General features: G+C 69.5%; 10 protein-coding genes and 1 pseudogene. 7 read left to right on the forward strand and 4 right to left on the reverse strand.

Going from position 1 to position 14,969, the window contains the following annotated elements; genetic code table 11:
* From D0901_RS11670 to D0901_RS11685, 4 genes and pseudogenes are all read left to right on the forward strand, one after another.
* Positions 1–744, forward strand: a pseudogene (locus D0901_RS11670) (hypothetical protein); the annotation flags it as partial.
* Positions 741–1,664, forward strand: a complete 924-nt coding sequence (locus D0901_RS11675) for a hypothetical protein (RefSeq protein WP_233440411.1) — start codon at positions 741–743, stop codon at positions 1,662–1,664. The pseudogene D0901_RS11670 and the gene D0901_RS11675, both read left to right, overlap by 4 nt.
* A complete protein-coding gene (locus tag D0901_RS11680) occupies positions 1,661–6,556 on the forward strand; it encodes a hypothetical protein (RefSeq protein WP_129140483.1) in 4,896 nt (1,631 codons plus the stop codon). The genes D0901_RS11675 and D0901_RS11680 overlap by 4 nt, the downstream gene beginning before the upstream one ends.
* A complete protein-coding gene (locus D0901_RS11685; protein WP_129140484.1) occupies positions 6,553–7,647 on the forward strand; it encodes a Wadjet anti-phage system protein JetD domain-containing protein in 1,095 nt (364 codons plus the stop codon). Before D0901_RS11680 ends, D0901_RS11685 begins: the two co-directional genes overlap by 4 nt.
* 5 nt (positions 7,648–7,652) lie before the next feature.
* Here the strand turns inward: D0901_RS11685 and D0901_RS11690 are convergent, their stop codons facing one another.
* Positions 7,653–9,665, reverse strand: a complete 2,013-nt coding sequence (locus D0901_RS11690; RefSeq protein WP_129140485.1) for a sensor domain-containing diguanylate cyclase — start codon at positions 9,663–9,665, stop codon at positions 7,653–7,655.
* A 185-nt stretch (positions 9,666–9,850) separates the two neighbouring features.
* Positions 9,851–11,002, reverse strand: coding sequence for a cyclopropane fatty acyl phospholipid synthase (cfa, locus tag D0901_RS11695; protein WP_129140486.1), 1,152 nt, complete (start codon positions 11,000–11,002; stop codon positions 9,851–9,853).
* Positions 11,003–11,209: 207 nt separating this feature from the next.
* Here cfa and D0901_RS11700 point away from each other — a divergent pair, with 207 nt between their 5' ends.
* Positions 11,210–11,512, forward strand: a complete 303-nt coding sequence (locus D0901_RS11700; protein WP_129140487.1) for an MTH1187 family thiamine-binding protein — start codon at positions 11,210–11,212, stop codon at positions 11,510–11,512.
* 3 nt (positions 11,513–11,515) lie between these two features.
* Here the strand turns inward: D0901_RS11700 and D0901_RS11705 are convergent, their stop codons facing one another.
* On the reverse strand, positions 11,516–11,848 hold the full coding sequence (locus D0901_RS11705; RefSeq protein ID WP_129140488.1) for a hypothetical protein: 333 nt from the start codon (positions 11,846–11,848) through the stop codon (positions 11,516–11,518).
* Positions 11,849–12,000: 152 nt separating this feature from the next.
* Here D0901_RS11705 and fdhA point away from each other — a divergent pair, with 152 nt between their 5' ends.
* Entirely contained in the window at positions 12,001–13,194 is a 1,194-nt protein-coding gene (gene fdhA, locus D0901_RS11710) for a formaldehyde dehydrogenase, glutathione-independent (RefSeq protein WP_129140489.1), read from the forward strand.
* Positions 13,195–13,219: 25 nt separating this feature from the next.
* On the opposite strand, the gene D0901_RS11715 is transcribed toward fdhA, so the two are convergent.
* A complete protein-coding gene (locus D0901_RS11715) occupies positions 13,220–14,125 on the reverse strand; it encodes a LysR family transcriptional regulator ArgP (RefSeq protein WP_129140490.1) in 906 nt (301 codons plus the stop codon).
* A 92-nt stretch (positions 14,126–14,217) separates the two neighbouring features.
* Here D0901_RS11715 and D0901_RS11720 point away from each other — a divergent pair, with 92 nt between their 5' ends.
* Positions 14,218–14,811, forward strand: a complete 594-nt coding sequence (locus tag D0901_RS11720; protein WP_129140491.1) for a LysE/ArgO family amino acid transporter — start codon at positions 14,218–14,220, stop codon at positions 14,809–14,811.
* Positions 14,812–14,969 lie beyond the last annotated feature (158 nt).

Here is a 14,969-nt window from a genome sequence, read left to right on the forward strand (position 1 = left end):
GGCGAGCGCTTCGATACCTGGCGCGAGGTCCGCGAGCGCGAGCATGGCGAAAGCTGGGAGCTGGGCATGCTCACCGGCGCCATCGGCCGGGTGCTCAATGCCATCGAGAACCTCTCGCGGCGGCTCTCCGAACTGCTCGCCGACATCGCCGAGGGGCGCATCCAGTCGATGGGCGTGATCGACTTCGCCGACCTGTCGCGGCGTCTGCTCGCCGAGCCGCCCTCCGACGCGCTGCGCGACGCGATGGTCGCCCGCATGATGCCGCCGGGCCTGGCGGTGGCGATGCCGCGCGTGGCCCCGCTGCTGCCGCTGCTCGAGACGCGCCGCGCCGAGAAGAGCGCCGCCGCGCTGGTATTCGACGAGCAACACGACGCCCCGGCCGAGGATCCGCTGCTGATGCGCTTTCTCGAGGCGCGCGGGCCGGCGCTGCGCGAACGCCTCGCGACCGCGCCGCTGTCGCTGCCCGAGGCACTCGAGGAAGACTGGCACCGCTTCGAGGACGCCGACTGCCTGGCGCAGTTGCTCAATACCTTCGTCGACACCCAACTGCTCGATCCGGGCCTGACGGTGGGCATCGATGCGCGTCCCTTCCGGGTGACGCTGGCCGACGGCCGCGAGATCAGCGGGTCGGTGACGCCCTCGCTGGGGTTTTTCGAGACACCTTCCGGGTCGCGGCCCGAGCCGGGCGAGGCCTTCGATCGTTTCGCGGTGGCCGAGGCCGCCGCCGAGGATGATGATTCATGAACATGACCGAGATGGGCGAGGTGGTCGCCTACCTGCTGCGCTACCGCACCGCCGAGCGTCAACCGAGCGGCGGACGCAAGCGTCGCGCGGCCCGCGAGGGCCAGCTCGCCGAGCGTGATGTCTGCGCGTTGATCGATGACGCCCTGGACACCGAGCGCGAGGCGCTGCGCGACTTCCTCGCCGGCCAGGGGCTGCGGCTCAAGACCTTCGAGCCCGGCGACTATCCGGGGATCGCACCGGGCTCGCGACTCTACGCGCTGCTGCCGGACCCGGAACTCGAGCAGCCGCCGCTGTACACCCGCGACCCGGTGTTCGACGCCCTGCGGCTGCGTCAGGAAAGCCGCGCCGAGCTGGCGCAGTGGTACCTGCAACTCTGGTTGCTGACCCACACGCTGCTCTACACCCGGCTCAACCGGGCCCTTTCCGACGTCAGCCGCTACCAGGAAGCGACCTTCGCCAGCGCCGAACTGGTCGGGTTGCTGCGCGAGCAGATCGAGACGTTGCGCGGGCTCGGCGATGCCGCGCCGGAATCCAGCCGCGCACTGCTCGACGAGCGTGGCGAGGACCTGACCCGCCGGGCCAGGGCGTTCATCGACCTTCAGGTGCGTGCCGGCCAGCTCGAGGCGGCGCGGGCGAGCGATGACGGTGACGTCTGGCAGCAGACGCTGCTCGGCGCGCTGGAGGCCGAACAGGTCGGCGTGCATCACCTCTCGCATCTGGTCGAGCTGGTTTCCGGCCAGCCGCGCGACGAGACTGCATCGGCCATCCCCGAGGCTGTCGATGAGACACGTCCCGACGATCCGAGAGTCGACGACGCGTCGGGCGAGGAGGCCCCGGACGCCAGTGCCGAGGTGCAAGGTGGCGAGCTGTTCGCAAACGACGATGAATCCGCCCAGACGCCGGAGGAGACGCGGACATGAGCGTGATCAACCGCATCGAGGTCGCCAACCTGCTCAACAAGCATGGCGACATCGCCTCGCCGTGGGATGCCAAGATGCGTCACCTGTGCCTCGACCTGCGCGGCCAGTCGAGCGCCATCAGCATGGAGAACGGCTTCGGCAAGACCACTCTCGCCGAGGCGTTGATCGGCCTGCTGTCGCGGGATCGCACGCTGCTCGCGCGGACCCGACGCAAGTGCTCGCCGTCGAGCGTGGCCGGGCAGTCGCGCAGCTGGACCCATCTGCGCGTGGAGTTCCGTGCCGGCGATGCCGCGCGGCAGGACGACATGCTTGCCGCCGCCGGCGAGGAGGTCGCCGGCGAGACCTTCGTCTTCGGTGTCTACGGCTACAGCGACGGCAGCGGCCTGTCGTTCTATCACTACCCCGGCCGTCTCGAGGACATCCCGGTCCACCACCTGACCCGTGACGGCAAGCTGGCGCTCTACGCCAACGCCGACGTCCAGGCCTTCATGCGCCGTCACGGCGTGACCCGCAGCGCCAACCGCGAGGAGTGGCTGGAAGCGGTGGGCGAGCATGTCTCGCGGCGCGAGCTGGCGCAGATGGCGGCCTTCCAGAAGGAGGGCGGCGCCGACAAGAGCCAGATCTTCAACGCCATCAAGCCGCGTGCCGGCGAGAAGGCGGATCAGGCCTTCTTCTTCGAGGTGCTGGCGCCGCAGATCCTCTCCGGGGCGACCCGTGGCGAGACCGACGAGGGCGAGGAACTGATCGAGGACGTGATCCTCAACTCCGGGACCAAGGTCACCGAGCTGCGCCATCGGCTCACCGAGGCCGAGAGTGACCAGAAGCGCGCCGCGGACAAGGTCGCACGGCTCGCCGATCTCAACGCCCAGGGCGAGGCGCTGCTCGACGCCCGCGCCCGGCTCGACGAACTCGACACCGCGCTGGCCGCCGGCGAGCGTCTGCTCGGCGGCCAGGCGCTGCTGGCACTGCCCGGCCTGCCGCGTCGTCCCGCCGACGACGGCGAGGCGGATCCGGCACTGATCGCCGGACTCGCCTGGGGCGAGGGCGATAGCGCCCGGCCGCGGGTTTCCACCTGGCTGCTCGCCCGGCTCAGCGGCCAGCACGAGCGGCGGGTCCGCGAGGCGCTCGCCGAACGCGGCGCGCGGGTCGACGGCCATCGCCGGCTGATCCACCTGCCCGAGGCCAGCTGGCCGCTGGCACGCGATGTCCACCATCTGGCGTTCGAGGCGGCCCGCGAGTGGCTCGCCGACAGCCAGGCCTTCGCCGACGATTCCGCCCGCTATCGGGCGCTGGCCGCGCTCGACGCCGCGGCCGAGGCCTTCGAGACGCTCGACGGCAACCGTTTCCGCGAGGAGGTGATCGCCGATCGCGAGTACCTCAAGGAACTCAAGGCCGACATCCAGCGCCTCGACGACGACTGGCAACGCCTCGACGGCGAGCGCGAGCGCCTCGAGTCGCGCCAGCGCGAATTCACCGACAACCAGAGCTTCTACACCCAGGCGCTTGCCGAGGGGTTGTTCAGCGAGAACGAACTGGAGTCGCCGGAGGCCACGCAGGCGGCTGCCGAGGCCGACGCCGGGCGGGCCCGCCMGGCGTTGTCGAGCCACCTCGCGCGGGTCGGCGAACTCAGGCAGACGGCGCGCTGGCACGCCGAGTTCCGTGACGCGCATCCCGATACCTCGCCGGGCGAGCTGCTGGCCCTGAAACGTGAACAGCACGAGGCCCTCGGCGAGGAGCGCGAGGCGCTCGACGCCGAACTCGCGTCGACGCGGACCCAGCGCGACGCCGCTCGCGAGGAGCGCGATCGTCTGGCCGGCGAACGGGCGCGCCTCGAGGGCGAACGGGGTCTGCTGGCCCAGGGACAGGAGGCCTGGCAGGCGTTCGTCGACGGTTGGCCCGACGCCTCGATCGAGGGGTTCTGGACGCGCCGCAAGACGGCGCTGGCCGACGCGCGTCAGGCCGAGCACGAGGCGCGCCGGCAGCGCGACGAGTCACGCGCGCGGCATGCCCGACTGGCGCCGCTGGCCGAGGCCGCGGCGCGCTATGCCGAGCTGTACGGCGACGAGGACCCGGTGCACCTGCGCGATCGGCTGCATCGCCAGGCTCGCGAGCTCGACGATCGCTGGCATCGCCTGGACAACGAGGAAACGCGCCTGCGCGGGCTGCACCGGGCCCGACTGGCCTTCGCCGAGCTCGACGAGCGCGATCCGAAGCGCTGGCTCGAGGATGCCCGGGCGCGCTATCCGCGGCTGCTCAGCGAGGCCGAGACCCTGGACGCGCAGATCGATGCCCGCCAGCGCTACCTGGAGAGCCTCTCCGGCGATCCGCTGGCGCGGCAGGTCGCCGAGGCCGAGGCCCATGCGCTGCTCGACGAACGGGCGATCGCCTTCGTACCGCTCCACGAGGCGCTGAACCGCGAGTCCGTGGCTCCGGAACGGCGTCGCGACTGGCTGGCCCAGGCCGCCGGCCAGCTCTTTGCCCCGGTCGTCGAGGGCGAGACCGCCGCCGAACGCGCCGCCGAGTGCCTCATCGAACACGGTCTGAACGTGCCGGTGGTCGAGGCCGGGCGGCTCGCGGAGTGTCTGACCGATGGGCGGCCCCCGCTGGGCGCGGTTCAGGGCGTCGAGACGCTGGCGGTCAAGGCGGCGTTCGATCCCCAGTATCTGAGCGCGCTGCGCGACGAGACCCAGCGGCGGCTGGACGCCGAGCGTCAGCGTCGCGCGGCCCTCGACGCGGAGATCGAACGGCTCGATCCGCACGGCGAGCGTTTCGCCCTGGCGCTGGATGCTCGGCAGGCCGACGACGAGGACGTCGAGACGGCACTGGAGACGCTCGCCGACCAGCGCCGCGATCTCATGTCGCAGCGTCAGGCGCTCGCGCCGCGGCTCGAGGAGTCGGCACTGGCGACCATCGACGATTTCCAGCGCTACCTGCTCGAGGGCGGCGAGCGAGCGCTGGCGGAGGCCGCCGAGGGACTGGCCCGGGCGGAAACCTGTCTCGCCGAACTCGGCCCGCGCATCCGGGCGGAAGAACGCGAACTGGAGACCCACGGGGCGACCTGGCTGGCCGCCGAGAAGTTCGCCGACGCCGGCGGGGTGGCACGCCTGGAAACACTCACGGCGCGGCTCGCCGAGCTGGGCGAGGCCCATGAACTCGCCGGCGAGCGGCTCGCCGAGGCCGACGAGCGAGCCGAGACGCTGGACCGGCGCCGCGCGGAACTCGACGCCCGCCTGCAGTCCCTGTTCGCCGACGGCGAACGCGAGCGCCTGCGCAGCCTCGAGGCGTTCGAGGCCGAGGGCGGCGTGGCCTTCATGGCCACGGCCGAGGCGGTCGAGGCCGAACTCGAGACGGCGCTGGCCACGGCGAACCGGCGGGCGGGCTTCGACTTCGCGCGGATCCGCGGCTATCTCGAGGTCCGCGATGACAGCGGCGGCAGCCAGAAGCTCGAGCGCGAGATCGCCCGGCTCAAGCGCGAGCGCGATGCGACGCGGGACGAGCGCCGGGCCCGAAGCCGTGAGCAGGAAACCGTCGAGGCGCGCCTGGCCGACAATCAGCAGGCGCTGGTGGCCTGTGACCAGCTGGCGGTGGCCTGGATGGAACGGGTGCGCGAGCTGCCCGGCGGTTGGACGACGCGCCTCGCCGCGCTCGATGACCTGACCGCGGCGAGTCGCTGGCCCCACGATCACCCGCAGCACGAGGTGCTCGACGCGGCACTCGACGACTGGCGGCGCCTGGCGGGCAGCATGGACGGCGATGCGGATCAGGCCGTCGATCTCGCCGCGCTGACCGCTTGCCAGCAGAGCCTGCTGGGTGCCCTGGGCGAGCTCAACCTGGGTGAACGGGCGCGCAACCGCGAGCGCCAGGCCCGCGAGGTGGCCCAGGGCGAACGCCATCTGGCCGAGGCCGTCGCCGCCGCCGGCGAGAGCCGCGCCTTCAACGATACCGAGCGCGCCCGCCTGGCCTCCCTGGAGGGCGTCAGCGCGGCGGCGCTGGACGATCTGCGCGCGCTCTACGCCCAGCTCGACGATCAGCTCGCCGAACATCGCCAGCGAGTCGAGCGGCTGCACGCCACGCGCGAGCAGATCGAGGGCACGCTGGTCGAGCGGCTGGGCTCGATCATCACCGATGCCGCCGGCAACCTCGACGTGCTGCGGCGCGTGGCGCGGCGCAGCAGCGAGGGCGGCGCCTATTTCGAGGTCCGGGCGGCGTTGATCGGCGACGCGGCGGTACGCGAGCTGATCCAGCAACTGCTCGCCGACATCGACGAACACCAGGCGGCGGCCCGCCGTCGCCTGGATCGCGACGGCGCGACGCCGGCCGGCGAGCAGCGGCGCCGCGACGAGGAGCTCGCCCGGCAGATCCGCCGACGCATCTACCGCGGGTTGTTCCGCGACGTGTCGATCCGCCTCAAGCACGACGCGATTCGTCCCCACGGGCGGCTGTTCTCGCTCAACGAGGACATGTCGGAGGGCCAGCGCGAGGCGGTGTCGCTGATGTGGCTGGTCAAGCTCTCGGAGTTCGCCATCGAGCGCGAACTGCGCGAGCTGCCGGGCCACCACAAGCGCCGTGCCCGGGCCGGGCGCGAGAGCGTGATCCTGCTCGACGGGCTGTTCTCCAAGCTCTCGCACCGGCGGCTGATCCAGGACTCGCTGGAGTCGCTGCGCAACACCCGCGGGCGCTTCCAGATGATCGGCCTGATCCACAATCCCAACTATGAAAATGACGCGGCGATCTTCCCCACCTACCTGGTGGGCAGCGTGATCGGCGGCGCCCAGGGGCAGGGCGGCCACGTGGTGGTCCGCGATGGCCGCGCGATCGCCCCCGAGGCGGTGGGACGCGGTCACGGCGAGGCCAGCCTGTTCGGCATTCACGTCACGGAGCCGTCGTCGTGAGTCACCTTAGCGAGCGCGCCGAGGCGGTCAAGACCCGACTCGAGGGCGAGTGGTCCCGACATCGTCAGCGCGGCAGGCTCAAGCGCTGGAACAGTTCGACGCTGGCACGGAATCTCAAGCACGAGGGGCCCTGCGAGACCGAGTTCGAAGCCTGGCAGGTGCTGGCGGAGCTGGCGGCGGCGGGGATCGTCGAAGCGCCGGCGGCGTCCCTCAGGCATCAGGTCTCCTTGACGCTGGGACTCTCGGAGGCCGTTCGTCATCGCCTGGCGTCCGAGGCGGTGCCGGTCGATGCGTCGCTGGGTCTCGACGCCGGTCAGGCCGCGGCGTGGCGCCATGCCCTGGCGGAGGGGCTCGAGGAGTGGTCGCTCGCCGACCAGCGCCGGCTCGCGGAGGGGTTGAGAGCGCTGGCGGCGGCGCTGCCCGATGCCTATGCCACCAGCGCCTTCACGGCCAGTGCACGCTACCTGCTGGGCAGCAGCAAGCTGCTGGATGCCCTGCCGGCGCCGCTGGTGCGGGCCTTCGGTATCGATCGCGGGGCCTTCAGCGAGTCGTGCAGCTGGGTGCTGGCGTCGGTGCCGACACACCCCGAGGGGCTGTTGCTGATCGAGAACCCGCAGAGTTTCGAACAGGCCTGCCGGGTGGGGGTGGGCGACCGTCAGGCGCTGATCTGCAGTTTCGGTTACGGGCTCTCGCTCGCCCGGGCGCTGGCCGAACCGGAGCGGGTACGCCTGATCGGCGAACGGGCCTCGCGTTGCTCCCTCGCCGAACTCATGGCGTTGCCGACGGCGACCTTCTGGGGCGATCTTGATCCCGAAGGGCTGCGCCAGTTCCGTCGGTTGCGCGCGAGCCTGCCGGGGCTGCGGCTCTCCGCCCTCTATGCGCCGATGGCGGCGGCCGAGGGGCATCCGCTGCACGTGCTGACCGGCAAGGGCGGCCAGCGCCCGGGAGGCGACTGGGCAAGGGGCGTCGACCAGGAGGCGATCGACGACGCGACGCTGCTCGAGCTGGCCGGGGGCGCGCTCGATGAGGCCCGGGAGCGGCGCTGGCTGGCGGCACTCGACGCGCCGCCGGGACCGAGCGCGTTCGGCTGACAGGCTCAATCGCCGTCGCTGGAGACCCGGTTGCGCCCGCCTCGCTTGGCGTCGTAGAGCCCGCGATCGGCGCGCTCGAGCAGGGCATCGAGGCTTTCGCCGTCGCGATACTCGGCGACGCCCAGGCTGGCGGTGACCGCGCCGCGGGGGACACAGAAATCGTGTTCGGCGACGGCCCGGCGCAGGCGTTCGGCGAGCCGCAGGCCCTGGTCGAGCGGCGTCAGCGGCAGCAGGATCGCCAGTTCCTCGCCGCCGAAGCGGGCGATGATGTCTTCCTGGCGCAGGGTGTCGCGACATAACTGGGCCAGCCGCTCGAGGACCTGGTCGCCGGCGACGTGCCCCCAGGTGTCGTTGATGCGCTTGAAGTGATCGAGATCGAGCAGGATCAGCGACAGCGTCGACCCGTGACGCCGGGCACGCGAGGTCTCTTCCTCGAGGCCCTTCATCAGGCGGCGACGGTTGGCCAGCCCGGTCAACTCGTCGGTGTCCGAGAGCGTGCGCAGGCGCTGTTCGCGGGCGATCTGCTCGCTGACGTCGAGCAGCACCCCGTGCCACAGCGTGCCATCGCCATTGCAACGTTCCGGCTGGGCGCGAATCAGCAGCCAGCGGATCGATTCGTCGAAACCGTGCAGCCGCAACTGCAGCGACACGGGCGCGAGCGACTCGGCGGAACGCTCGAGCGTCGCCATCAGTCGCGGGCGGTCCTCGCTGACCACCCGCCCGAGCACCGGGTGGGCGTCACGGCGCAGACCCTCGGTATCGAGGGTGTCGAGAATCCGGTCGTTGCCCGCCAGGTAGGGGAAGCGCATGCCGCCCTCGGCACCGCGGTGCAGTTGAAAGATCAGCCCGGGAATGCGGGTGGTCATCAGCTCCAGCTGGGCCAGCAGCTCGGCTTCGCGACTCACGTCGAGCAGGGTCCCGACCAGCTCGGGCTGGCTGTTCGAGACGCGTGGCCGCGACAGTCGCGCCTGGTTCTGTAGCGTCAGGTAGTGGCCGTCGGCATGTTGCAGCCGGTAACGCAGGGTTCGACGCCCTTGATGATGGTGCGTGAAGTTGCCGAGCCAGGCCGTGAGCGGATCGCGGTCGTCGGGATGCACGCGTTCCAGCAGGGTGTCGGGCGAGCTGGCCTTGTCGTCGAGCCCCAGCAGCCGGCGAACGTTGCGGCTGATGTAGTTGAACGACCAGGGGGTGTGCGGGTCGCAGGCGTAGAGAACGGCCGGACTGGTATCGAGCAGGTGACGCAGGCGGCGATGGGCGTTGGCGGCGGTCTGGCGGGCGCTGTCGAGTTCGGTGAGATCGTGGACGAAGCCGATCACGAACTCGTGGGCGACACTGGGCTCTCCGAGGGTGATCAGGGTGGTCTGGATGTTGTAGCGCTGCTGTGAGTAATTGAGGGTTTCCTCGTAGGTGACTGGACGCTGATACGTCAGACAGGCGGCATAGCGCTTCTCGAGGCGCCCCCCGCGATAGTCGCCGAAGGCTTCCTGCGGGGAGCGCCCGAGTAGCGACTCGCTGCCGAAGCGCTCGGCCAGGAAGGGGTTGGCGTAGCAGTAGCGAAAGCGCTTGGCGGTCGGCTCGCGTCGGGCGATGAAGGCGCAATGAGGCAGCTTGTCGAGTAATTGCCGGCAGAGCCCGTCCAGCGGCGGGGGGAGTGCTGTCATGGCCGCCGGCCGCTGAAGACGGCGGATCAAGCCGTACCAGCCCCCGTCCCGGTAGCTGATCTGCTCGTCGAGCCAGTGGGTATCGCGGTCGACGACGACGCTGTAGCGTGCCTCGCTGTTGCCGTGCCGGCGGGCGTGTTCCATCAGCGTTGCCCGGCGCGGCGGGTCGCGTTCCTCGCTGCAGCCCGGCCAGTCGGCCTCCGCTGGCAGGGCGAGAAAGTCCGCCTCGCTGAGGCCCAGCAGGGGCCGGGGGTTGCCGGCCATCAGCCGTCGCTCCTGCCCCGATGTCGGTACATGCCAGACCAGAAGGTCGAGACTCTCGGCGGCATGGGCGAGCGAAGCATCGAGGCGGGACATCGGCGGATCACTCCCTGCTTTCGAGTCGTTGCGTGGGTGACGGAGAGGCCTGGCGGCGCCTCCGGATACAAAACGCAACACTATACTCGCAAAGAGAAACACCCGTCATTCTACGGAAGATGTAAGCGATTGCTGCAGAATCGACGAGGAGATTTCCTACAAGCGCATCCCCACCAGGGCAGGCCTCAGCGTGGGCTGTCGTAGCGTCCCGGGCGCCCCTTTGAGTAGACCACCTGCCAGAGCTGGATGTCGCGGGCCCGGAAGGCGCCGGCACAGACCCCCAGATAATAGCGGAACATGCGGCGGGTCTTTTCGTTGTAGTTGGCGGCGATCTCGTGCCAGTGGGCGTCGAAGTTCTCCTGCCAGGCCATCAGCGTGCGGTCGTAATCGGCCCCGAAGTTCTGCCAGTCCTCCATCAGCAGGCGTCCTTCGGTGGCCTGGGCGATGTGCTTGATCGAGGGCAGGATGCCGTTGGGGAAGATGTACTTGTTGATCCAGGGGTCGGCACTGATCTCGGAGCTGTTCGAGCCGATGGTATGCAGCACGAACAGGCCGTCGTCGGCGAGCAGGCGCTCGACGGTCTCGAAATAGGTGCGGTAGTTGCGGTGGCCGACGTGTTCGAACATGCCGATCGAGACGATGCGGTCGAAGCGGCCCTCGAGATCACGGTAATCCTCGAGGATGATCTCCACCGGCAGCCCTTCGCAACGCTTGCGGGCGAGTTCGGCCTGCTCCTTCGAGATGGTGATCCCGGTGACTTCGGCACCGTAGTGCCGGGCGGCGTGTTCGGCGAAGCTGCCCCAGCCGCAGCCGATGTCGAGCACCTTCATGCCCGGTTCGATGCGCAGCTTGCGGGCGGCCAGGTCGAGCTTGGCGACCTGCGCCTCGTGCAGGGTCTCGGCGTCCTTCCAGTAACCGCACGAATAGCACATGGTGGGGTCGAGCATGCGCTCGAAAAGATCGTTGCCCAGGTCGTAGTGCGCCTCGCCGACGATGTAGGCCCGGGCCTTGCTCTGCAGGTTGAAGAAGCCGGACTGGAGCCGGTACATCAGCCGCTCGGAGGGAGTGTGGGCGCGTTCGCCGAGGCCGTGTCGCAGCATGCGATGGGCCATCTCGTCGATGCGCTCGCAATCCCACCAGCCTTCCATGTAGGACTCGCCGAGCCCCAGCGTGCCCTGGTGGAGAACGCGGGAAAAGAAATCGGGGTGCAGGACCTGGATGTCCCAGGGCGAGGAGCCGTTCAGGGTGACTCCCGAACCTTTCAGAAGGTCCTCGACGATGCGTCGGGAGCGGGTGTCGGGAAGGGCGACGGGGCCGATGCGTGTGTCACTGGTCATGCCGAACTCCGGTATCAGGATGCGGGATGAGAGCCGCGATACGGTTTCGGGCAAGGCGGTCCTTGCCACTGTTCAGTGTTTGCAATTAGTTTGCTAATCAAGGCTGCGGACTGCAAGCGTCGCAGTCTATGGTGTCGATAGCTTTTCGAAAAAGCATAGCTCAAGGCGAGCGATCCGTTCTGAATCGCGTGGACGAGGAGAGGCGACATGCAGGTGATCGTGGATTTTTGCATCGTGCCGATGGGCGTGGGGGTGTCGGTGTCGCGTTACGTGGCGGCGTGTCAGCGGATCATCGAGGAGGCCGGCCTGGTGCATCGCATGCACGCCTACGGCACCAACATCGAAGGACCCTGGGATGCCGTCTTCGCGGTGGTCAAGCGCTGCCACGAGGAGGTACATGCGATGGGCGCGCCGCGCATCAACACCACGCTCAAGGTGGGCACGCGGACCGACCGTGAGCAGACCATGGACGACAAGGTGTCGAGCGTCGAGGCGATCCTCAACGGCTAAGCTCTATTCGCAGCGATACCGCCAGACCAGCCCGGCTTGTTCGCCTTCGTGGGTGGCGGCGGCGTATTCGGCGACTTCGCTGGCATCGGCGGGCAGGTCGGCATCGACGCGGAAATCGGGCGTCTCGGCGCGTCGGCGACTGTCGAGGACGACCGGCGTGGCGTCCCCGCAGCGTTGCGCGGCACGGTGCTCGGCGGCCTTGCGGGCGGCGCCGAGCGTGTCGGCGTGGACCTCGAGATGATGTGCCGGGGCCGGGGGTGGCGCGCTCCGGCAGCCGCCGAGGGTAGCGGCCGCCAGCAGCAGAGTCAGCGTGACGGGGGCGAGCTTGATATCCATGCGGCGGGTCTCGTCGGGATGGCGGGGATGTCTCGAATGGGCATGTCGATGCCTCTTTGAGCATAGTTGGCCGCCCCGGGCCGCGACTAGTCTGGAGGACGACGTCACCGCCGTGGGCAGTGACGCGCCCACAACGACAAAGGATGCCAGCCATGAGTCAAGCCAACCGCGGGGTCGTGTACCAGGGCCCCGGCCACGTCGAGGTGCAATCCATTGCCTTTCCCGAGCTCGCCCTGGGCAAGCGCCAGTGCCACCACGGGGTAATCCTCAAGGTACTCACCACCAACATCTGCGGCAGCGATCAGCACATGGTGCGCGGTCGGACCACGGCACCGGCGGGGCTGGTGCTGGGTCACGAGATCACCGGCGAGGTCATCGAATGCGGCCGTGACGTCGAATTCCTCAATGTCGGTGACGTGGTGTCGGTCCCCTTCAACATCGCCTGCGGGCGTTGCCGCAACTGCAAGGAGGGCAAGACCCACATCTGCCTGAACGTCAACCCGGCGCGGCCCGGCGCCGCCTACGGCTATGTCGACATGGGCGGCTGGGTCGGCGGGCAGAGCGAGTACGTCATGGTGCCCTACGCCGACTTCAACCTGCTGCGCTTCCCCGACCGGGATCGCGCCATGGAGAAGATCCGCGATCTGACGATGCTCTCGGACATCTTCCCCACCGGCTTCCATGGCTGCGTGACCGCCGGCGTGCAGCCGGGCAGCACGGTGTACATCGCCGGCGCCGGCCCGGTGGGGCTGGCCGCGGCGGCGTCCGCGCGTCTGCTGGGAGCGGCCTGCGTGATCGTCGGCGACCTGAACCCGCAGCGACTCGATCAGGCGCGCAGCTTCGGCTGCGAGACCCTCGATCTGCGTCAGGACACGCCGATGCCGGACATGCTCGAGGCGATTCTCGGTGAGCGCGAGGTCGACTGCGCCGTGGATGCGGTGGGTTTCGAGGCACGCTGCCACGGCCACAACCACGCGCACGAGCAGCCGGCGACGGTGCTCAACGCGATGATGGACGTGACCCGGGCCGGGGGGCAGGTCGGTATCCCGGGGCTCTACGTCACCGAGGATCCCGGTGCGGAGAGCGACGATGCCAAGCACGGCAACCTGTCGATGCGTTTCGGCCTGGGCTGGGCCAAGGCTCACTCCTTCCACACCGGCCAATGTCCGGTGATGCGCTACCACCGGCAACTGATGCAGGCGATTCTCTTCGAGCGCGTCAATATCGCCGATGCGGTGAACGTGCAGGTGATCTCGCTGGACGAGGCGCCGCAGGGCTACGCCGACTTCGATGGCGGGGTGGCGAAGAAGTTCGTCATCGACCCGCACGGCAGCGTGGCGGCCTGATCGCGGTGGTCGAGCCGGCGTCGCTTCAGGACGTCGCCGGCTCGGCAGCGAACGGAGTCAGCCATTCGCCGCAGTGGCGCAACAGGTGGCCGGTCAGCGCCTCGAGCATCTGGCCGCCATGGCGCCAGTGATGCCAGTAGAGTGGCACGTCGATGAAGCTGGTCGGATCGAGGTCGACCAACGTTCCCTCCGCCAGTTCCCGGGCCACCTGACGCTCGGGGATCAGCCCGTAGCCCATTCCCGCCTGAGCGAGCCGGATGAAGCCTTCCGACGAGGGGCAGAGGTGATGCGGAAACGGTTCCTGGAAGCCGCGCATCTCCAGATAGCGGTGCTGGAGTCGGTCATCGGGGCCGAAGACGATCGCCGGCGCCTCGCGCAGGGCGGCGTGGTCGAGCCCCCGTGGAAAGTGTCGCGTGACATAGTCGGGACTGGCCAGGGCCCGGTAGCGCATGTTGCCCAGGGGGTGCTGACGCGCGCCCTGGACCGGGCGTGGCGTGGCGCAGATACAGCCGGCCACTTCGCCGTCGCGCATGCGCTTGAGCGCCACGTCCTGGTCCTCGACGACCAGGTCGAGCAGGATGCCCTGATCGCGGCAGAAGGCGCCGGTCACCGGCGACCACCAGGTCGCCAGGCTGTCGGCGTTGATCGCCAGACGTAGGCGCTGTTCGCGCTCGCCCAGCGCGGGGACCTGATCGAGCAGGTCGTGCTCGAGTAACCGTACCTGCTGGACGTGGTTGAGCAGCCGCCGGCCCAGGGCGGTGGGCGCCAGCTTGGGGGCACGCACCAGGACCGGCTGGCCGAGGCGCGCCTCGAGCAGTTTGATGCGTTGCGAGACCGCCGACTGGGTCAGGCCCAGATGCTTGGCGCCCCGCTCGAAGCCGGATTGATCGATCACGGCCGCGAGGGCCTGCAGGAGTTTGTAGTCAAGCATCAGCCAGGTTAATCATCCATTCCCTCAATTAATTTCACTTATTCTAGCGCCAAAATTAACCTGCCGTCTCCTCGTTCACCGGGAGACACCTCATGTTGTCATCCGCCATTCAGGGGCTGGGCACCGGTGCCGCCCTGATCGTCGCCATCGGCGCGCAGAATGCTTTCGTCCTGGGACAGGGGCTGCGCCGACGTTCGCCGTGGCTGGTAGCGGCGATCTGCAGCGGCTGCGACGTGTTGCTGATCGCCCTGGGCGGGTTGGGGCTGGGGCCGTTGATCGCCGGGCAGGCGACCCTGATGCAGCTGGCGCGCTGGGGCGGGGCGGCTTTCCTGCTCTGGCAGGCCGGGCACGCCTGGCGCCGGGCCCTGGTGCCGAGCGCGCTGACGGCCGAAGCGACACCGGCGACCCGCCAGCGGGTGGTGGCGGCGACGCTGGCGGTGACCCTGCTCAACCCGCAGGTCTATCTGGATACCGTGGTGATGCTGGGCGCGATCGGGGCCGTACAGGCCAGCCCGATGGGCTTCTATCTCGGCGCCATGGTGGCCTCGCTGCTGTGGTTCTTCGCCCTGGTGGCGGCGGCCGGCTGGCTGGCGCCGCGTCTCGCCCATCCCGCTGTGTGGCGCGTGATCGATGGGCTCATCGGCACGGTGCTGATCGTCGTCGCCGGGCACCTGCTCGGCGGATAGGTGGCAGGTTTTCTTGACGCCCTGTCAGGGTTTTCGGCCGCTGCAGGGGCCTGTCATACCGAGGGTGGTGGCGTGTCAACTTTGCGTTACGAGCGGCCCGCGAGAGTCATCGCGCCGGGGGCTCGCGCGGGTCGGTGGCGGGATTCCCGGCGGCGATG

It is taken from the genome of Modicisalibacter coralii, from assembly GCF_004117855.1.
Taxonomy (GTDB): domain Bacteria; phylum Pseudomonadota; class Gammaproteobacteria; order Pseudomonadales; family Halomonadaceae; genus Modicisalibacter; species Modicisalibacter coralii.